The following is a 19,945-nucleotide window of genomic DNA, read 5'->3' as shown; positions in this document are numbered from 1 at the left end:
TTCAACGATTAAAACTCTTTTTTATTCGGTCAAGGTCCCGTTTGTTATCCCTGTCCTTAATGGTTTCCCGCTTGTCATAAAGCTTTTTACCCTTGGCCAGGGCAATTTGTAATTTGGCAAGCCCCCTATCATTTAGAAAAAGCTTTAAGGGAATTATGGTAAGCCCGGAGGTTTTTACTTCCTTTTCCAATTTTTTGAGTTCACGCTTGTTCAGTAAAAGCTTTCGTTCTGCTTTTGGACGGTGATTAAAATGCGATGCATGGGAGTATTCATCAATTTGCATATTGATTACGAAGAGTTCGCCCCTGTTATTAAATTCGCAAAAGCTTTCGGAAATGGAAGCCTTACTTAGCCGAATGGACTTTATCTCGGTACCTGAGAGGACAATTCCGGCGACGTAGGTATCCAAAAATTCGTACTCAAAACGTGCTCTTTTATTTTTTATATTGATGTTCTGTTGCATGGGACGACAAAAATAGGAACAATAATCCGTACAACAATTCATTATAAAAAGGATATACCACGGATATTTTGTAAGATTAATGCAAATTCGCGTACCATAATAGCGCAAGGTTATCGTATGAACAAGGCAATCGTTTTATTTTGTATTAGCATGATTCTGGCCTGTGGGCAAAAGGTCAAAACAGAACTTTCGGCCCAGGAAATTGTAAATGGCAGCATTAAGATAAGTGGAGGCGAAGGGTACCAAAAAAACACCTTTTCCTTTGACTTTAGGGATAGATCTTATGTGATGGAGCGCCAGGATGGCAGGAAAATTTTAAAGCGCATTTCACAGATAGATTCCAATACGGTTTTGGATGTTAAACAACATAATGGACTTCAACGTTTCGTTAACGATAGTTTGGTACATCTGCCGGATTCCATGGCAAACAAGTATGGCAATTCTGTTAATTCCGTTCATTACTTTGCCTATTTGCCTTATGGACTTAATGACCCCGCAGTAAATAAGAAGTATTTGGGCAGGTCAAGAATTAAAGGGAAGGACTATCACGAGGTACAGATAACTTTTGATAAAGAGGATGGAGGTGATGATTATGATGATATCTATGTGTATTGGTTTGATGTGACCACCCTAAAACCTGAGTATATTGCTTACGAGTTTCATGTAGATGGAGGAGGTAAGCGTTTTAGGCAAGCCTATAACGAGCGCTATGTAAATGGAATACGTTTTGTTGATTACAAAAATTACAAACCTATTGACCAGACGATTGCGGTTCAAAAAATGGATAGTCTATTTATGGCCGGTCAATTGGAGTTGCTGTCAGAAATAGAATTGAAGAATATTACCGTCCTTCCGGGCAATTACAATTAAATTGTAATCGCATATCTGTTACCGTACCGTTAACAATTTGTACGATATACAAACTGCCGTTATCGTAATCGTCCATAGGCCCATATTTGTCTTCCCCTATCATTAGATTAACAAATTGTGGGCTGGTATTGCTGTGGCCGACGACCAAAACATTCTTATTGAGGTTATCTGCCTTAAATTGCTCAATATCAATTTCTTCGGGCATATAGTATTGTACTAGAATATCCTGCTTTACCGATGTTGGCGCAGCTGTCATAGTTGCCCTTTCATAATCCGTAGTGTAAATGGCATCCAGTGGTACATCGTCAAATATTTCCGCCCAATGCATAGCACGCCCCAGTCCCTTTTGATTGAGCTCGGGATCTACATTGTCAGGATTTGAACGATCTTTTTCCGCATGGCGGATGAAGTAAAAGGTAGATATACCATCCGCATAAGATTCCTCCGGTTTTTTATCTTCATTGCAAGCTTGGAAAAGGAAGAGTACAACTAATGCTAATACTAATTTTATCGATTTCATCAATTGGCTTGATTATTTACTTTGATTACCCCAGAACAGCAGATAATACCCTCATTTTGTTCGTGTTGCCACCTGCTGGTTTTTACCATTTTCGCCTCTGGATAAAAACATTGGGTTTTCCCTTGTGGGGAATTTTCTTTTTACTGTAACTAAAATTACCGCTAAATAGTATGTAAACCAGCTAGTTTTTTGTTTTTTTGCGTATGGTTAAATTTGGTACCCCTTTTCTGATTATTGCCACTTTTTTTTTCGCCCGGTCACAGGAGGTTTCCCTTCCGGTGGATTTTCGACAACATAATTTAACCGAGTATAACTCCAGTTTTTTTAATCCGGCCTTTTCCCTGGATCGCAATAATCCCCAGTCCGTTTCTTTATGGACACGTTGGCAATGGCAAAGTATAGATGCCGACCCTACCACCTTGTTTTTGAATTATACCCGAAAGATTAATGAATCCTCAGCAGCAAGTGTTGCATTTTTTCAACATAACACCGGTATTTTTTTTAATACCGGGGGAATTCTAAATTACGCCCAAGAGATAAAGTTGAATTCCCTTATACGCCTTGGTTTTGGGTTTAACCTTTTTGGGTTTCAGCAAGAGCTTGCGGATGATCGGTTTCAAATAGATCCGAATATCCCCATACCCATATTGCAACCCTCAACGGATTTTATCTTGCAATTGGCCCCGGGAGTCCGGTTGTCGGTCGAAAATTTTTCTTTTGGTCTAGCATCGGAAAACCTTTTTGATTATAACTTCACGGACAAAGGTAGAAATACAGTTCCAGCCGATAAGATTTATATGGGAATGGTTTCTTATGACATGCCAATAGGTATTAGTAGGGATCCCACGGCTTTTCTTAGACCATTGTTGTATTTACGTACTATACCTGAACTTGAGAACCAAGTGGGTCTTAATGTACTTCTTAGCAAGACCGCCTATTGGGCACAAATGGGATACAATAACTATTATGGAATTTCCCTTGGCGGGGGAGGTACTTTTTTCAAAAGATTTTCTGTAGGGGCCTTGGTGGAATTCGGAACAAACTCGGCCATTAGTTCACAAGACCCATCTTTTGAGATTGTGGCCTCCTATTTCATTGGAAAGCCTGAGGAGCGTCGTAAAATACGTGTCATGGAGGAGGAAGAAGAACCGAAGCAAGAAGAATTGATTACCGAGGAAGAAACCAAGGAAGAGATAGAGAAAGCGGAGGCAATTGCCAAAGAAGAGGAAGCTGCTGAAAGGGCTCAACAAAGACAGGCCAAGAAGGAAGCAAGAGAGCTTGCAGTGCAAGAAAAAGCATTGGCCAAACAAAAACGACGCGATTCCATAGCTACGGCCAAAAGGGAGAGAGAAGCCTTAGCAGAGGCGGCAAGACTTGAGGAAGAACGTAACAAAGCGGCTATTGAACAAGCCAAGAAGGAAGAAGACCTGGCCAAAGCAAGGGATGAGCAACAACGAAAACTAGATTCAATAAATGACGTTAGACGTGCAGAGGCATTGGCAGCGGCTCAAAAACTTCGGCAGCAAAGGGAAAAGGATTCCTTGGAAAGTATAAAAATTGCTGAAGCTGAAGCTGCCCAAAAACAAGTTGAACAAGATCAAGTGGCCCAACAAGAAGAGCAGGATAATAAGCCAAAAGCTGGAGAAAAATATGAGGAAGTCAAGGCCGAAGGGGACTTGGAACCCGGCTATTATCTTATTACCAATGTATTCGGAACCAAGAAGTACTACGAAGCTTTTATGAAGGATCTGCAGAACCAAGGTCTTGCACCAAAATCATTTGTTAGGGCCAAGAACAACTATAACTACGTGTATTTGGAACGTTATAATACAATGAATGAGGCCCGAAACGCCCGGGACAGCAATTTCAATGGGAAATATCCTGACAAAACCTGGATTTTCAGGGTTGTAGGGAATTAAATTATCGAGGGATTACTTTTCAATTTCCCTTTGTATAAGAACTTCCAGGTAAGCCACGGTATTTACTAGATATTTCCGGTCCCTGGTTATGGTGGACATGGCAATGGCACCTTGCAACATCGTAAATAATTGCTTGGCGAACTGCAGCGGGGTCACTGGAAGATTCAATTGATTTGCATTGATTCCATTTTCAAGGACCAACGCAATTTTTCCTTCAATTTCCTTTATGGTTTCCTTTGCCGCAGCGGCCAAAAGGGTATTGTTGTGCTGCGCATCCACACCAACATTCAGAATGGGGCACCCTCCCATATCCACAGTATAGACATCATAATTCCTATAGAATTTTAGGAGGTTGAAGATTTTTTTCAGCGAGGTGCCTTCTATCTCCAGGGATTCCCCAATGGACGAAAGCAATTTACCACGATTATATTCGAAAGCGGCCAAAGCCAGTGCCTCCTTGTTTTCGAAGTTTCCGTATAACGCCCCTTTTGTAAGTCCAGTGGCCTCTGTAAGATCGCTCATACTCGTACCTACATAACCCAATTTGTTAAATATAGGTGCAACGGTCTCTATAATGTAGGCAGTGGTTCTTTCGGCTTTGGTGGTCATGGCAATCAATTTTATACGAATATAAAAAAACTACATACTGTATGGTATATATGTTGATAAAAAAGGCCAGCTTCCATACCTCTTTCGGAAGCCAGCCTTTAGTTTTTATGTCGTAAATCTTATTCTACCAACTGATCTTGGTTTCTAAAAACAAGGGTGTCGTCAAATGAATCAATGAGAACAACGCTATCCGCCTTTATTCTTCCACTTAACAATTCCTTGGACAGATTGTTGAGTACTTCTTTCTGGATGACCCTCTTTATAGGTCTTGCCCCATATTGTGGGTCATATCCTTTTTGAGCCAGATAGGTAATAGCTTCATCCGTTGCATCGATCGCAATATGTTGCTTGGCGATCATCTTCTTTAAATGGTCCAATTGAAGCCTTACGATCTCCACAATGTTTTCCATGTTCAATGGAGTGAACATGATGATATCGTCTATACGGTTCAAAAATTCAGGACGAATGGTTTTACGTAGCAGTCCTAAGACTTCTATGCGCGCTGCTTCTGTAGCGCTATAGATATCCAGGTTGTCCTCGAATTTTTCCTGAATGATATGGCTTCCCATATTGCTGGTCATAATAATGATCGTGTTTTTGAAATCTGCAACGCGACCCTTATTATCCGTTAATCTTCCTTCATCAAGAACCTGTAGTAATATGTTAAAGGTATCCGGGTGCGCTTTCTCTATTTCGTCCAGCAATATTACCGAGTAGGGTCTGCGCCGCACAGCTTCTGTCAGCTGTCCTCCTTCATCATAGCCCACATAGCCCGGAGGCGCACCTACCAGTCGACTTACCGAATGCCGCTCCTGGTATTCGCTCATATCAATTCGGGTTATGGCGTTCTCATCGTCAAACAGATAATCGGCCAAGGTTTTGGCCAACTCGGTTTTTCCAACCCCTGTTGTACCCAAGAACAGGAACGAACCTATGGGTCTTTTGGTATCCTGTAATCCGGCCCTACTTCTACGGATGGCATCGGACACGGCCTGTATGGCCTCTTCTTGTCCTACCACGCGTTTATGTAGAACCTTTTCCAGCTTCAATAATTTCTCCCGTTCGCTCTGTAGCATTTTGGTTACCGGAATCCCGGTCCATTTGGCTACAACTTCGGCGATATCTTCTTGGGTAACCTCCTCTTTGATAAGAGTATCCGATTGCTGTTGCTCCTGAAGCTCATTTTGAAGTTTTTCCAATCTTTCCTGGGCTTCCTTTATTTTTCCATAGCGCAGCTCGGCCACTTTTCCATAATCCCCATTACGCTCTGCACGTTCCGCCTCCAATTTGTAATCCTCAATATCCTTTTTGGTCTTTTGGATATTGTCCACTACGCTTTTTTCACTTTCCCATTGGGCAAAAATTTCATTGCGTTCCTCTTTCAGGTTGGCGAGGTCAATGTTCAACGATTTTAATTTCGCCTTATCATTTTCACGCTTAATGGCCTCTATCTCGATTTCCAGTTGCATTATTTTTCGATCTAACACATCCAACTCTTCGGGTTTGGAATTGATTTCCATCCGGAGTTTGGACGCGGCTTCGTCCATCAGGTCAATGGCCTTGTCGGGCAAAAACCGATTGGTGATATAGCGTTGTGAAAGTTCAACGGCAGCGATAACGGCTTCGTCCTTGATGCGTACCTTATGGTGTGCTTCATATTTTTCCTTGATGCCGCGAAGAATGGAAATGGCACTTTCCGTGTCGGGTTCGTATACCATTACCTTTTGGAACCTTCGTTCCAAGGCTTTGTCCTTTTCAAAATATTTTTGATACTCGTCCAAAGTCGTGGCGCCAATAGCCCTTAGTTCTCCTCTGGCCAAAGCAGGTTTTAGGATATTGGCAGCATCCATGGCACCTTGACCACCACCTGCACCTACAAGGGTATGGATTTCATCAATAAAAAGTACGATATTACCATCGGAGGAGGTCACTTCCTTAATTACGGATTTAAGGCGTTCCTCAAATTCACCTTTGTATTTGGCACCTGCTATCAATGCACCCATATCCAAGGAGTAAATTACCTTATCCTTCAAGTTTTCGGGGACATCGCCTTGTATGATCCGGTGTGCAAGACCCTCCGCTATGGCTGTTTTCCCCGTACCAGGCTCTCCTACCAGCATAGGATTATTCTTTGTCCTTCGTGATAAGATCTGTAGAATACGTCTAATTTCCTCATCCCTGCCAATTACGGGATCCAGTTTTCCGCTGTCCGCCAATTGATTAAGATTTCGTGCGTATTTGTCGAGGGAATTATAGGTGTCCTCGGCACTTTGTGAGGTGACTTTTCCGCCTTTCCGAAGTTCTTCTATGGCGGATTTCAAATCTTTTTCGGATACGCCTTGATCCTTTAGGATTTGCGAAATCTTGCTCTTGGATTTAAAAATGGCCAAAAGCATATGTTCCAAGGAGACGAATTCGTCCTCCATTTTTTTAGCAATAATACTGGCCTCGTTTACTGTTTTTCCGGCCTCACGGGAGAGCATGATATCACCTCCGGATACCTTCGGAAAGCTTTCCAATTCTTTATCAAGAGTTTGATTTAGCATGGAAACGTTAACATTCAGCTTCTTTAGAATAAAGGGCAATACATTCTCCTCAACTTCTGAAATGGCCTTAAAAATATGTTCGTTCTCTATCTGCTGATGGCCCATGGCCTGAGCCAATTGTTGGGCCTGCTGAAGAGCTTCCTGTGATTTTATGGTGAAATTATTAAAGTTCATATATCGTACTATTTTTATCGTTAATGTGTATTTTTGGTAACCTTAGGTCAATAACCTTACCAATGGTCTATGCCGGACAAAATGACGGTAAAAGCCAATAAATACAAGACATTTCGGCAGACCTTATGCTTTACCGGAACAAACGAATTCTTAAAAACAGTACATTAGAATGGGATTTTTCAAGGACTTATTTGGGAGTGGGGAAAAGGAAACAAAAGGTGCGGAAGACCCAGTCCAATGGATTCCCCTTACCTCTTTGGATCAATTGAGCGAAATAGAGAAAAAATCGCATACAAAGGCCCAAGTAATCTTTAAACATTCAACTACATGTGGTATTAGTCGAATGGTTCTGAATATATTCGGGAGGAATTTGAATGCTTTGAAACATCAAATGGATTTCTATTTTCTCGATTTGCATGCGTATCGGCAAGTGTCCGATGAGGCAGGTTATAGGTTTCAGGTGTTGCATCAATCACCTCAAATTTTGGTCATACGAAATGGAGTAACCGTGGCACATGATTCCCATGGGGCCATTAATGAATTGGACTTGGAAAGATTTGTATAAAAAAACCCGGCACTATGGCCGGGCTTTTTTGTTAATTGAAGCGTTGTTGTGTCAGTATGAATTTTAATCTTGATTTTAAATCCTCGCCGGCATCATATACCATTTGCTCGTTACTCGGAAAGGGCACTGCTGCCAAATCAAGTAACGCGACCAAGTCATTTTCCAAGGCTCTCCGGTCTCCGTCGTAATTGGCGTAAACATGCTCAAATATAAATTCACTGGATAGGGGATAGGAATTCACTTGTTGTTTGGTACGTAGATTTGTAAAACTTACCATACCGACTACCTGGGCGGTCTTGAATTGCGTAAATTGATAAAAACTGCAGCGTACCGTTCGGAATTTATCGATTTTTATTTTGTTCCCCAGGCTATCCTTTACCACATTCCCATTTCGGTCCAGCGCATATTCATGGCCATCCTTGATCTGTTTTTCTTTGATAATCTGTTTTTCGCTTACCTGCTCAGGAGATATATTAATTTCCCTTAAGGCCACATCCATCGTGTAATCATATCGTATTTGTGGCAAATGATTGGTGTGGTATTCTGTCCATTGATTATTTAAGCCATACGTATTGAAGTTGAGTAGCTCTTCTTCCAATTTGGCCGGAATTATCTGATCGGTATGGTTTACCATATCTACTTTTACATAGTCTAACCCTTTGGCATAGGCCTCTTCCATCTTCTCTTTATGGTCTCTATATCCAGGATTTATTTCCGATAAATAGCTAAAATCCTCATAGGCATTTCGGTAATCCTGTTTTTGAGTGGCATTGGATAAGAGGGTAGTTGCATTGTTATATAGATAGTCCGATAACTGTTCTTTAGCGGCTATAATCTTGTCATCATAGTTTTTGAAGGAAAATTGGGCTTGCCTGTTCTCTTCAAGGATTGTCAAAGGCAATAAAGGCCTTATGCGTTGTTGGATGTCCTTTAACCTGTTATATCCCTTATAAATGGCCTCATAATTTGCCGGATTACCCTCCTTCTTTAGAAAGTTGATATGATTCAATTCACGTTCGGTGTTTTTTTGAAAGGCCTCTTCCAATAACATAACATAGGGCTGATGGCTCTTCCTGGTCTTGTTCTGAGACAAGTTTTGGATAGAATTGTTTATCGCATTGTAGTAGTTGCCGGAATTGATAGCTTTTTGTGTCTTCTTAACACCACCACAGGCTACGAATAGAACCAAAATCGCAGAATATAGTATGGATTTTTTCATGGCTTTGTTTTTATTGTTTTCTTGTTAAATCCAAGAGCCGTGCCAAAACGACTTTTAGTTTTAACGTAAAACGATGAACTATCGTATAGATTCGTTCAAAAGCCTAATCCGGAACTTTTATTTCCCATTATGTTCCAAAGCAGGAAGTAAGCGGGTGGACACTTCACCGAAACCGATTCTGATACCTTCCTTTTGGCAATAACCGCGCAACGTGACGGTGTCATTGTCCTCAATGAATTTTCTTTCGGAGCCATCCTTTAGCTTAACGGGTTTTGTTCCTTGCCAACTCAATTCCAATAAGGACCCATAGGAATCCGGGCTAGATCCGGAGATCGTACCGCTACCCATCATGTCACCACTGTTTACCTTACAGCCATTTATGGTATGGTGGGCCATCTGTTGTGCCATCGTCCAATACATATATTTGAAGTTAGATCGCGTTACCGTAGTGGGTATTCCATTGTTAGGGGTAAGGTCCACCTCCAAATTGATGTCAAAACTATGTTCGCCCTGTTGTTTTAAGTAGGGTAGGGGTTCTGGATCTTGTTTTGGACTTTGTACCCTAAAGGGTTCCAAGGCATCCATGGTAACGATCCATGGCGATATGGAAGATGCAAAATTCTTGGCCAAGAATGGCCCCAATGGAACATATTCCCACTTTTGAATGTCCCGGGCACTCCAATCATTGAATAAAACCAAGCCAAATATGTAATCTTCCGCTTCCTCTAGCGGAATAGGTTCCCCCAATGCATTGGCATCCGTAGTAATAAAAGCCATTTCCAGTTCAAAGTCCACTAACTTGGAGGGACCAAAAAGGGGGGTATTTGCTCCCTTCGGATAGGTCTGTCCCAAGGGTCTTCGCACCGGTGTTCCGCTGGGTACAATGGTAGAACTTCTCCCGTGATAGGCTACGGGAAGGTGTAACCAATTAGGCAGCAGTGCATTTTCCGGATCTCGGAACATACTCCCCACATTGGTGGCATGTTCCTTGCTGGAGTAGAAATCCGTATAATCACCAATTTGAACCGGCAATTTCATTTCTACTTCCTCCATGGAGAAAAGGACTGTCTTTTTGTGATCTTCATTATTTTGCAAGGTATCATTCCTTATATCGAAGATTTCGCCGATACGGTTGCGCACCGATCGCCAGGTCTTTTTTCCGTCAGAGATAAAATCATTGAGGGTGTCCTGCAAAAAAATATCATCAGTTAATGGAATACCTTCAAAATACCCCAACTGATGCAAGGCCCCAAGGTCAATGGCATAATCTCCAATACGTGTGCCTATGGTAATAATATCGTCCCTGGTCAAAAAAACACCAAAGGGAATGTTCTGTATGGGGAAATCCGAGTCCTCGGATACAGTAAGCCAAGTCTTTTTGTTGGGGTCATTGGTTTGAGCAGGCATAGTTCAATTGTTAATTCACGTTTAATAAATTTTGTATCAAATATATTATTTTATGCACTTGAACAAGGGGCAATTTGTATTTTTACGCCTCATTTAACAAACGATGTTACTATGCAACGAGATGATCAGGTTTTTGAGCTGATTCAAGCCGAAAAGGAACGCCAACTCAATGGGATTGAGCTAATCGCTTCGGAAAATTTTACAAGCCCGCAAGTCATGGAGGCGGCCGGATCCGTATTGACCAATAAGTATGCCGAGGGATATCCCGGGAAACGCTATTACGGAGGTTGCGAAGTGGTCGATCAAATTGAACAATTGGCCATTGAAAGGGCCAAGGAACTTTTTGGAGCGGAATATGCCAATGTTCAGCCACACTCCGGATCACAGGCAAATGCCGCGGTGTATCATGCCTGCTTGAAACCGGGTGATACCATATTAGGCTTTGATCTATCACATGGAGGACATCTTACCCATGGATCTCCGGTGAATTTTTCAGGTCGTTTGTACAATCCCGTGTTTTATGGGGTTGATAAAGAAACCGGAAGATTGGACTATGATCAAATACAGGAAATAGCCGATCGAGAAAAGCCTAAGATGATCATTGCCGGGGCATCCGCTTATTCCAGGGATATGGATTTTAAGCGATTTAGGGAAATAGCGGATAGTGTAAACGCCCTTTTATTGGCAGATATAGCGCATCCAGCAGGATTGATTGCCAAAGGTATTTTGAATGATCCCATTCCACATTGCCATATAGTTACCACCACCACACATAAAACCTTGCGTGGACCTAGAGGTGGATTGATTCTTATGGGCCATGATTTTGAAAACCCCTTTGGAATCCGATTAAAGAATGGAAATCTTAGGAAAATGTCCGGCCTTTTGGATTTGGCGGTATTTCCTGGAAACCAAGGCGGCCCATTGGAGCATATCATAGCGGCGAAAGCTATTGCTTTTGGGGAAGCACTATCCGATTCATTTTTGCAGTATATGGTACAAGTCAAAAAAAATGCGGCTGCTATGGCAGAAGCTTTTGTAGCCAAGGATTATCATATTATTTCGGGTGGAACGGACAACCATATGATGCTCATTGATCTACGCAACAAGAATATCACAGGTAAAGATGCTGAAAAAGTTTTGGTAAAAGCTGATATCACTGCAAATAAAAACATGGTGCCCTTTGATGATAAGTCTCCGTTCGTAACCTCTGGAATACGCTTTGGTACAGCCGCAATTACAACCAGAGGCCTAAAGGAAAGTGATATGGCCACTATTGTAGATCTTATTGATGCGGTTATTTCAAGCCCTGAAGACGAGAAAAACATAGAAAAAGTAACGGAAAAAGTGCATGCACTAATGCAGGGCAGAGCATTGTTCAACGCCTCCTAAAAATCCTTTTTAGTGATTAAGCATATATAAGTCTCCGGAAATCAAAGACAAACTATCCAAATCATAGATAGAAGGGTCGTTCTGGGATAGGTAGTATGCCCCCCAATATTTGAAATAATCGTTCTTGGTATTATTTCCATGTGCCATATTCAGAAACGAAGTATTGGTTTCCAAATTGGTTTCTTCAAAGACCGGAACAAATATTTCATAAGGTACCTCGGACAGTCCCTTGGTGAAATGCACATAGTGATGAGCTATCTCGGTAAGGATGTTTTCAAACTGCTGGGCTACGCTTTGGTTATAAATCCTATTGATTACAACCGAAGTATCCTTAAGATGAATGGAAAGTTCATCAATGTCAACCATCACCCCATTATTTTTGGCCAAATCCTGCAAATGAGTCCTAAGGAATCCGTCCTTTCCCCAATCCCCCCGGTTGAAATAAAACAAAAGTTCTACTAAGGCCAGGTTACAGTTTAATTCAATAGCAAGTAAGGATTCGTTTTTGTCCGAAGTATAATTACATACTCCTGCTTTTGCAAAAAAGTCTCTTTCCAAATCATTTTTAAATGATTCCAATCCCTGAATTTTATAATCCTTATTGAATTTAAAATGAGGGTTATCCTTGAAGTTATCCAGATAGAACGGCATATGCAATAAGAAAAAATAAGCTTATACAACCAAAGTTACTTTTTACCCATTGGTTATGACCACAAAAAAACCTTATAAAAAAAGAGGTTTTCGTAGAAAAAAAAAGAATAATAGATTAAGATGCTGAAAATCAACATCTTGAAAAATCAAATAATCAAAAAATCTTTTGGTTTATAAAAACCCTCTTTTCTTTGCCTCTTCTACTAAGGACAAATCATTGCCATTTTCAACGCCAAATAGAGTCTTTAGCTGACGCTTTCTGGATTCCACGGTGGTATTGGCCGCTGAAATCAATTCACCAATATCCTTGGTGCGGGTTCCGATGGAAAGGTAATAGAGAATTTTTTTATCCTGCTCGTCCAAAATAACATCGTTGGCCATTTTTCTTCGGATGGCAGACAACGCACCAGCAGAATAGTAAGGCGGGTTTGTAACTACCGTTTGTACCATGGCAATCAAGGATTTTTCGTCAATTTCCGATTTTACCATGTATCCATCGGGATCTACCGAGGCGAATATACTATTGATTCGATAGTTGTCACTAAAAGAGGACATGAACACAATTTTGGTCTCCGGGACCAGTTCACGGGCCAAAATGCCCAGATCTTCCCCACTCCTTGGTTCATGGGATTCAGTAGGAAACAAACGAATGTCCAATAAAATGATATCGTATTTGAGCCCTCTGGCGGAGGACCGAATGCTTTCCTCTCCCATCTCATAGTTGGAAGCTACATCCATTTTTACTTGAAAACCACCCAAGTCCTTGTCTTCCAAAACGTACTTATAGCCCAGGGGCGTCATCTCGTGGTCGTCTATTGCCAAAATGCGAACATACTTCATGATACCTATGCTGTTTTTACTTTTTCAAGTTCCTGTTGCCCATTGGTCGATTCAAAGGCAGTAGGCTTTTTAATGGGAATCCTGAACAATACCGTGGTACCCTTTCCTTGGGTACTTGTAATATCCCAGGACCCTCCCAATTTTTCTATACGCGACGCTATGTTGCGCATCCCAATGCCTTTTTTGCCCCTTTTGGTGCTAAAACCTATACCATCATCGGCAATGGTAATCAACAAGTCATTTTCTTCCTTTGCAAAATCCACGGACACATTTTTACATTGAGCATGCTTTACACTGTTTTGGAGCGTTTCCTGAACCATACGGTACAGATTGATTTTAATATCTCCCGTAAGCCCGTCCCAATTAATGGTGTCATCATAGCTAAAATTATGTGCTATGCTGGTGTTTTCCTGTAAAGATTTCAGCAGATCTTTAATGGAATGTATAAAGTTATGGATTTTTTGATAAGCAGCGTGGCTTAATTCATGCGAAATCGATCGGACTTCCCCTTCTACTTCCTGTAAGGCAGAGATGGCCCTTGCCCTTTGGGTTATAGCTTCCTCGTCTGCTTTTTTATTAAGGCCAGTTAGCAACATACGTGCACCGAGCATTTTACCGAGGACACCGTCATGCAATTCTTCCGAGATACGTTTCTGTTCCATTTTTTTGCCTTCCTCCACTTTCTGCTTTTGTGCAAGCATCAAATTGAATATTTCCTGATTGCTGGCCTGCTGTTGTTGTTGAAAGCGCAGCTTTTGATTCTTGGCACGCTGATCCACAATAACATAAATGGCCAATCCCAAAAGAAGAAGCCCTACCGCTATCCCGGCCCACAATTGTTTCTCCCGGGTCAAAATTTCATTTTCCGCGATAAACTCATCCGTTTCAAAACGGATACGGGCAAATTTGTTGCGGGCCTTGCGCTCTTCCTGGATAAGGCTATCGTTCAGAACCATATAGCGTTGGGTATATGCCAGTGCGTTTTGGGGCTCCAAGCGGGCCATCAATTGAAGAGTTTGTAACAAACGTTTATTATTGCTACTCTGTTCCGAATAGGTTTTGGCGTTTTGGGCCTGAACCATGGCTTGAGCAGTATCGCCTTGGGACAAATAGTATTCAGAAAGATTGTAATAGCTTCTTGAAATTCCGACATAGTCCCTAATACTGTCCTGTATTTTGATGGCCTTATTGAATAATCTGGGTAAACTTACATGGTTTTCAGTCTTAAACTTGCTATAGGCCAGATTGTTCATCGCCTTAGCAAAAAGCTGTGAATCTTTTAAGCGAAGGCTGTCAGCATCCAAAACCTGTTTAAAATAGGGGATGGCCTTTTTATAGAAGCCTTGTTCCTGATATACAATTCCCATATTATTAAGTATCTGGTATTCATATGTGTTTTCTTCATCAAGCTTTGATAGATAGTCCAGCGCCATATCAAAATAACCAATGGCTCGATCGTATTCCTTTAGTTCATTTGTAATGATTCCCAAATTATTGTAACAATTATACAATTGCTGGTATTTATCCAAGGGTTTTAACAGTTCTATGGCTCGTATCGTAGTGATCTCACTACCCGTATAATCCTTAACATCCGCCTGCACTACCGCCATGTTGTACAACATCTGGGCAGTAGTAAAATCATTTTTAAGTGCACTATATAACTTAAGAGCCTGCCCATAATGATAATAAGCACTATCCGCAATGGCAATACTTCTATAAAATAGGGCCAGGTCCCAGTTGGCCTCCGCCTTTACCACGGAATCCTGGGTTTCACGGGCCAATTGAAGCGTTCGTTTATTGGTTTTCCGAAACAACAAAGAATCCGGTAATTGTAGATAGGCCAAGGAAAGCCTTGAAAAATACTTGGTCTTTAGGGAATCAGGGGCATCGGTTTCCGTAACGATATAGGCCTTTTTTAGGAATTCAGCCCGTTCTTCCTGAGAATATGTAGTGTTTCGCCCTTCCTGTATCCAAAACAGAACACTATCTTGGGATGTTGGAACAGCCTTTGGGGGAGGAGCGGTAACCCTTGGATTGGCAAAGGAAATGAAGAATACCGCACCCAGTAGTAAGACATACTTGCATATCATATTTGGTTGCATTTTAACCTGCCTTATACAAGGTAAAAAAAAAGCTTCAAATGTCATCAACATTTGAAGCTTTGCTTTGTTATAAATGTAACGGGTTACTTCCGTGTCTCGTTGTTAGATTGTGAGCCGTCCGTAGCATCCTCTTCTAAAGTCTCGTATAATGCCTGTGTCTCTTCCATCGCATTATCATTTTCACAGGAAACCATTCCCATTCCCATTAGCGCAATCGCTAAAATACTTGCTGCCTTTTTCATCTTCTTAGTTTTAAATGGTTATAAATAATTTATTATGTTGCTAAACTAATAAAGCGGGTAGGCAAGAAGCTTGTAAAACCTTAAATGCTAGTAAATGACAGGGTTTTGAAGGTATTTGACCGAAATCTGCGAGGATTTTTTTAATTCAGGGCAGAAATGGTGTTTTTTGAAAGCAATTTTTTTAAGCCGTCAATATTCTGTTTGTAAGACTTGGAAAAAGGGAGTTGTTGTTGCCCAGATCGCAACGCACAAATGGACTTGCCGTAATTGATACGCGAGATGTAGTTGGTATTTACAATATAGCTTTGGTGAATACGGACAAAATTCTTGGGCAACTGATTTTCAAAGGTTTTTAGGGTCTTAAAGGCACTGGTTACGGAACCATCCTTCATAATGAACTCGGTGGCGTTGTTATCGGCCTGTAGGTATAGGATGTCATCCGTGTTCAAGTATTGGAAATCGGAATAGGACTTTAGGCAAATGGTCTGGGGCTCGGCCTCTTTCGGCATCCGCTTTTTAAGCCGGAGCAGCGATTTACGGATGTCAAACTCATTATAAGGAAGAAGCCAGTAATCAAAAAAACTGTTCTTAATGGCCTCGTATGCGTAATCCGTGGTCTTGGATATCCCGATAAGCAAAGGAATCTGTTCTACATATTGATGCAGCTCCATGATCATTCTAAAGAAAGAACGTGCCTTCTCGTTGAGATTGATGAAAACAACATCCGGAGAGAATTTTAAGATGGCATTTAACCCTTCATCGTCATTTCTGGCCATAGCGGTACAGCTAAAATCACCATACTCGTCCAAATAATGCTGTAGCTGCAAATTGGAAGTCGCATCAGAGTCGATTATGGCATAGGTATACTCCACGGGCCAAGATAATTTAATGCAAATTAGTGATACTTGTCCATAATAGACCGTAGAAAAACCTTATAAAAAATGAGGTTTTTGTGTATAATTCACTGAAAATGAGTTTTTTGAAGGAAAAGACCTTCAATTGCCGGAGAGCCCCTACAAATTATTCAGGAGTAGTGTTTTCATAGGCACCGATATCCGGGGCAGTCGTGCGATCAATGCCCTTTATATCAAATGGAACGGCTTGGGCGGCCTCAAAATTTGCATTATCTATGGCGGCGGACGATTGTCCGATATCGAAATTATTGTCACCGGTATTTATAAAATCAATTTCCTGATTTAGGAGTATTTGATTATAAATATCCGTATTTCCAAAATCGTACAATGGATTTTGGGAAAACGTTCCATTATTATCCCTGAACTTTAATAGGCAATTGGTAAAGAAATAATTGAACGCATTGGTGCCATTACTGTTCAACGATAGCTCCAAAGCCATATTGCCATCAATAATGCAGTTTGTAAAAGAGGCATTGATAAGGTCTTCCGATGTTGATTGTGAAAAATTGTCGATCTGTAGGGCGGTCCCTTGCCTAAATCCTTGGGTCCAGTAATTGGCAATGGTGCCATGGATAAACGTATAGTCACCTCCAACATTGCAATATAGGGAGGTGTTTCCTGCGCTTCCCAGAACTGTGTTTTCGGACAGTATGGATGCATGCTTTGCCCAAAGATTAACACTGGAACTATTATGTATCTGCGCGTTGTTCAAGGTAAGTGTAGGGGACTGCAATTCCCCATTGCCTTCTACCAACAACCCTACAGTGGCATTTTTGATGGTTAAATAATTAATGGCATTGTTGGCGCTTCCGGGGCTTATCCAAATAGTGCCCCATTGTCCGGGGATATCCGAAAATTCAGGCTCCAAACGGTCCCCTTCAAAAACAACTTCGTTTTCCAGCAACAGGGGGTCCGTGCTTAACGCTCCGTTGATTTGAAGAGAAGCACCCTCGGTCACATAAATTCCCGAATCCTTATGAAAATGGACGCGGGCACCCGAATCTATTCTTAGCTGTTTGTCCGGAGGAACGGCGGCGTACCCATAAACGACATAAGGCTTTTCATTGGTAAAGTTGAGCTGACTATCCGAAAGATAAAAACCTTCAACCTTTATTTCCATTCCGTCGCCATTCAGCCCCACGGTTATGGTTTCCGTGGTACCGTCCGTTAGGGTATTAGGATACAAAAAAACAGCATCCTTCACCAAAGTGACCAATTGTACCTCCTGCAAAAAGCTTCCCGAATCAAATAGAATGGCGTCCGTATATAAAAAGGTAGTTTCATTTGTATTGGCAATATCAAATGTGGTCTCAATAAAGATGAAGAGACTGTCCTGGGCAAGTAGGGAAACATCCCTAAACTCCTTACCGGCCATACCGTCCACGTTTAAACGGTACCCGCTTTCCTGCCCTTGGTCCAATCGGATCGAAGGTATCAGAACGTCATCCCTGGTGGGGTTATATACCTTAAAGGAATAGGTACTGCTACCAATATTTGAAAAAATGGTATCCAAATAAACGGTATCCCTGGAAAATTCCAGGTTTCCTGCACTTGGGGCATATTCAAAATCCTTTCTACAGGAAGTCCAGAGAACAACAGCACAGAGTAGCGATATAACGTATAAGTATGGACGCATCCTTTGGTTTGTTTCCAATTTCTGTGTTTCCCATCCAATTGTGGAAAAGACAGAAAAAAAGAATATTCCTTTATTCAGAAAATAGTTGAATGATGTCTTGGGATATTCGCATGGGTCTAAGCGTAATGCCATTTAATAAACACCACTCGGTAGTTGAACGGAGCAAAAGCTCATTTGTTTTATCATTATACATTTCAACCGCTCGTACCGAAGTGGCGCCCCTGCTTTGGGCAATATGGGTCCGTATTCTAACAACATCGTCCAATTTGGCCGCATTCTTATAGGTAATATTATGATTCATAACCACCCAAACCACGTCTTTTTGCATTACCGGAGTCGCCACCTTTTGCCAATGTTCCTTTGAGACATCCTGTATCCATTGGACAAAGCGTACATTGTTCACATGGTTCAGGTCGTCCAGATCTTCTGGAATCACTGTAATGGTCTTCTCAAAAGCCCTCATTGTTTTTTTACAATTTGGACTTCAAAAAGCTTATCCCAGTTTTTGCCGGTCACAAAGAAAGTTTTTCTTTTTGGATGATAAGCAACCCCATTGAGTACATTCAACTTCTCATGCTGGGTGACCTTTTTCTTTAATCCACCAAAATTGACCACGCCTTCAATGGCACCGCTGTTGGCATCAATGATCATCATACTCTCCTTTTGGTACACGTTGGCGTAAATCTTGCCATCTACATATTCCAGTTCGTTGGCCATGTTAAAGATGGATTTATCGGTTACCGTTTGTATGTTACCGATTTCCGTAAGGGTTCCGGGATCTAGAAACCAGATTTTTTCCGTTCCATCGCTCTTGAAAATTTTATCCCCATCATTTGTTAGCCCCCAGCCTTCCTTGCTTTTACCGTATTGAAAATTATCCAGCTTTTTGAGACTCTTTAGGTCATATACAAATCCTATTCTGCCCCTCCAGGTAAGTTGGTAGATTTTACCGTTTAAAATCGTAATACCTTCCCCAAAATAGGTGTCATCCAAATCTATTTGATGCAGGACTTCCCCTTTTTCAAAATCCAATTTTCGTAACCAAGATGTTCCTTTTTGACCCGTACTCTCATAGAGTGTATCGTTGTGGAACTCCAAGCCTTGGGTATAGGCATTGATATCATGAGGGTATTCGTTTATAATCTTATAGGTGTAAATTTCGGGAGCTTTGGAAGCCAGCACTTTTATCTTTTTTGTAATTTCTACGGAACTTTCGTCATAGTCCACGGTTGCCTTCAGCAATTTATTTCCCAGAGTGGGAATATCCAAGGTGATGGTATTGCCCGATATCGGCATTTCCTTACCATCTATGGAGTAGGTGACACTATGGATTGTTTTTTCCTTTTTGTTCTTTAAACCTATCGCTACCGTTTCATTTTTTTTGAACTTGTTTTTGTTTCCCTCCAATTCAATGGCGAATAATGACGATGGCTTGGTGTTGCCACTTCCACAGGCAAGGAAAAGAAGCCAAAAACTATTGATGGTTATAAACTTGAGAATATTCATTCTGTTGTGTTTCTTGTATTTCAGTATGGGGAACGGCAATCACATTAAAGCGACATCTTGTTTCATGTCCGTTGCACCCTTGTTTATATTCGATTTATTTAGACAAAAATAATAGCAAACCTAGAATTCCGGTCAATTTATACCAATAATTTAAGCGCATAAAACAATTGGCAAAGGTTTAAAAGGTTGTATATTTGCAGTTAGGCAAGTCCTACACGACCAGCTCCTGTAGAATCCCCCAGGGTGGGAACGCAGCAAGGGTATACGGTCGTAGCGGTGCGATGTAGGTAGCTTGCCTTTTTTTATGCGCTGAATTTAGGTCGCTAGCTTCCTGTTTGATTTTTCGAGCATGACACTTATTTTAGGATTGGCT

General features: G+C 41.3%; 18 protein-coding genes and 1 other RNA gene. 5 read left to right on the top strand and 14 right to left on the bottom strand.

Going from position 1 to position 19,945, the window contains the following annotated elements; translation table 11 throughout:
* Position 1: 1 nt before the first annotated feature.
* The gene (gene smpB, locus ACP2AF_RS17165) at positions 2–463 is read right to left on the bottom strand and encodes an SsrA-binding protein SmpB (protein ID WP_425237373.1); all 462 of its coding nucleotides are present in this window, start codon (positions 461–463) and stop codon (positions 2–4) included.
* 117 nt (positions 464–580) lie between these two features.
* Between smpB and ACP2AF_RS17160 the strand changes: the two genes are divergently transcribed.
* A complete protein-coding gene (locus ACP2AF_RS17160) occupies positions 581–1,333 on the top strand; it encodes a DUF6503 family protein (RefSeq protein ID WP_425237372.1) in 753 nt (250 codons plus the stop codon).
* Here the strand turns inward: ACP2AF_RS17160 and ACP2AF_RS17155 are convergent.
* A complete protein-coding gene (locus ACP2AF_RS17155) occupies positions 1,305–1,853 on the bottom strand; it encodes a SixA phosphatase family protein (RefSeq protein WP_425237371.1) in 549 nt (182 codons plus the stop codon). The two genes, ACP2AF_RS17160 and ACP2AF_RS17155, sit on opposite strands and share 29 nt — an antisense overlap.
* A gap of 203 nt (positions 1,854–2,056) precedes the next feature.
* Between ACP2AF_RS17155 and ACP2AF_RS17150 the strand changes: the two genes are divergently transcribed.
* Positions 2,057–3,772 carry a PorP/SprF family type IX secretion system membrane protein gene (locus ACP2AF_RS17150; protein ID WP_425237370.1) on the top strand — a complete coding sequence of 572 codons (1,716 nt, stop codon included), beginning with the start codon at positions 2,057–2,059 and terminating at the stop codon, positions 3,770–3,772.
* 12 nt (positions 3,773–3,784) lie between these two features.
* On the opposite strand, the gene ACP2AF_RS17145 is transcribed toward ACP2AF_RS17150, so the two are convergent.
* Positions 3,785–4,381 carry a TetR family transcriptional regulator C-terminal domain-containing protein gene (locus ACP2AF_RS17145; RefSeq protein WP_425237369.1) on the bottom strand — a complete coding sequence of 199 codons (597 nt, stop codon included), beginning with the start codon at positions 4,379–4,381 and terminating at the stop codon, positions 3,785–3,787.
* A gap of 119 nt (positions 4,382–4,500) precedes the next feature.
* Positions 4,501–7,101 carry an ATP-dependent chaperone ClpB gene (gene clpB / locus ACP2AF_RS17140; RefSeq protein WP_425237368.1) on the bottom strand — a complete coding sequence of 867 codons (2,601 nt, stop codon included), beginning with the start codon at positions 7,099–7,101 and terminating at the stop codon, positions 4,501–4,503.
* A gap of 169 nt (positions 7,102–7,270) precedes the next feature.
* Between clpB and ytxJ the strand changes: the two genes are divergently transcribed.
* Positions 7,271–7,666, top strand: a complete 396-nt coding sequence (gene ytxJ, locus ACP2AF_RS17135) for a bacillithiol system redox-active protein YtxJ (RefSeq protein WP_425237367.1) — start codon at positions 7,271–7,273, stop codon at positions 7,664–7,666.
* A 31-nt stretch (positions 7,667–7,697) separates the two neighbouring features.
* On the opposite strand, the gene ACP2AF_RS17130 is transcribed toward ytxJ, so the two are convergent.
* The gene (locus ACP2AF_RS17130; RefSeq protein ID WP_425237366.1) at positions 7,698–8,885 is read right to left on the bottom strand and encodes a hypothetical protein; all 1,188 of its coding nucleotides are present in this window, start codon (positions 8,883–8,885) and stop codon (positions 7,698–7,700) included.
* A 117-nt stretch (positions 8,886–9,002) separates the two neighbouring features.
* Complete coding sequence (gene fahA / locus ACP2AF_RS17125; RefSeq protein ID WP_425237365.1) at positions 9,003–10,292, bottom strand: fumarylacetoacetase; 1,290 nt, start codon at positions 10,290–10,292, stop codon at positions 9,003–9,005.
* A gap of 111 nt (positions 10,293–10,403) precedes the next feature.
* Here fahA and glyA point away from each other — a divergent pair, with 111 nt between their 5' ends.
* Positions 10,404–11,681, top strand: a complete 1,278-nt coding sequence (glyA, locus tag ACP2AF_RS17120) for a serine hydroxymethyltransferase (RefSeq protein WP_425237364.1) — start codon at positions 10,404–10,406, stop codon at positions 11,679–11,681.
* Positions 11,682–11,690: 9 nt separating this feature from the next.
* Here the strand turns inward: glyA and ACP2AF_RS17115 are convergent, their stop codons facing one another.
* The 8 genes from ACP2AF_RS17115 to ACP2AF_RS17080 all read right to left on the bottom strand — a co-directional run bounded on the left by ACP2AF_RS17115 (position 11,691) and on the right by ACP2AF_RS17080 (position 19,572).
* Positions 11,691–12,332: a hypothetical protein gene (locus tag ACP2AF_RS17115; RefSeq protein ID WP_425237363.1), complete on the bottom strand. Its 642-nt coding sequence runs from the start codon at positions 12,330–12,332 to the stop codon at positions 11,691–11,693.
* A gap of 171 nt (positions 12,333–12,503) precedes the next feature.
* Positions 12,504–13,172: a histidine kinase gene (locus ACP2AF_RS17110; RefSeq protein WP_425237362.1), complete on the bottom strand. Its 669-nt coding sequence runs from the start codon at positions 13,170–13,172 to the stop codon at positions 12,504–12,506.
* A 5-nt stretch (positions 13,173–13,177) separates the two neighbouring features.
* On the bottom strand, positions 13,178–15,262 hold the full coding sequence (locus ACP2AF_RS17105; RefSeq protein WP_425237361.1) for a tetratricopeptide repeat-containing sensor histidine kinase: 2,085 nt from the start codon (positions 15,260–15,262) through the stop codon (positions 13,178–13,180).
* A 95-nt stretch (positions 15,263–15,357) separates the two neighbouring features.
* Positions 15,358–15,516 (bottom strand): hypothetical protein, encoded by a 159-nt coding sequence (locus tag ACP2AF_RS17100; RefSeq protein ID WP_425237360.1) that lies wholly within the window; start codon positions 15,514–15,516, stop codon positions 15,358–15,360.
* 140 nt (positions 15,517–15,656) lie between these two features.
* Entirely contained in the window at positions 15,657–16,388 is a 732-nt protein-coding gene (locus ACP2AF_RS17095) for a LytR/AlgR family response regulator transcription factor (RefSeq protein ID WP_425237359.1), read from the bottom strand.
* A gap of 148 nt (positions 16,389–16,536) precedes the next feature.
* Positions 16,537–18,066: a choice-of-anchor Q domain-containing protein gene (locus tag ACP2AF_RS17090; protein WP_425237358.1), complete on the bottom strand. Its 1,530-nt coding sequence runs from the start codon at positions 18,064–18,066 to the stop codon at positions 16,537–16,539.
* Between the two features lie 70 nt (positions 18,067–18,136).
* The gene (locus ACP2AF_RS17085; RefSeq protein ID WP_425237357.1) at positions 18,137–18,529 is read right to left on the bottom strand and encodes an acyl-CoA thioesterase; all 393 of its coding nucleotides are present in this window, start codon (positions 18,527–18,529) and stop codon (positions 18,137–18,139) included.
* Positions 18,526–19,572, bottom strand: a complete 1,047-nt coding sequence (locus ACP2AF_RS17080; protein ID WP_425237356.1) for a glutaminyl-peptide cyclotransferase — start codon at positions 19,570–19,572, stop codon at positions 18,526–18,528. Before ACP2AF_RS17080 ends, ACP2AF_RS17085 begins: the two co-directional genes overlap by 4 nt.
* 202 nt (positions 19,573–19,774) lie before the next feature.
* Between ACP2AF_RS17080 and ffs the strand changes: the two genes are divergently transcribed.
* Positions 19,775–19,873, top strand: an RNA gene (ffs, locus tag ACP2AF_RS17075) — signal recognition particle sRNA small type.
* The last annotated feature ends 72 nt before the right edge of the window (positions 19,874–19,945 follow it).

The sequence above is a fragment of the Ulvibacterium sp. genome, from assembly GCF_965248315.1.
Classification (GTDB): Bacteria; Bacteroidota; Bacteroidia; order Flavobacteriales; family Flavobacteriaceae; genus Ulvibacterium.
The sequence above is the reverse complement of the archived record's forward strand: the minus strand, read 5'-3'. Positions and strand labels throughout refer to the sequence as shown.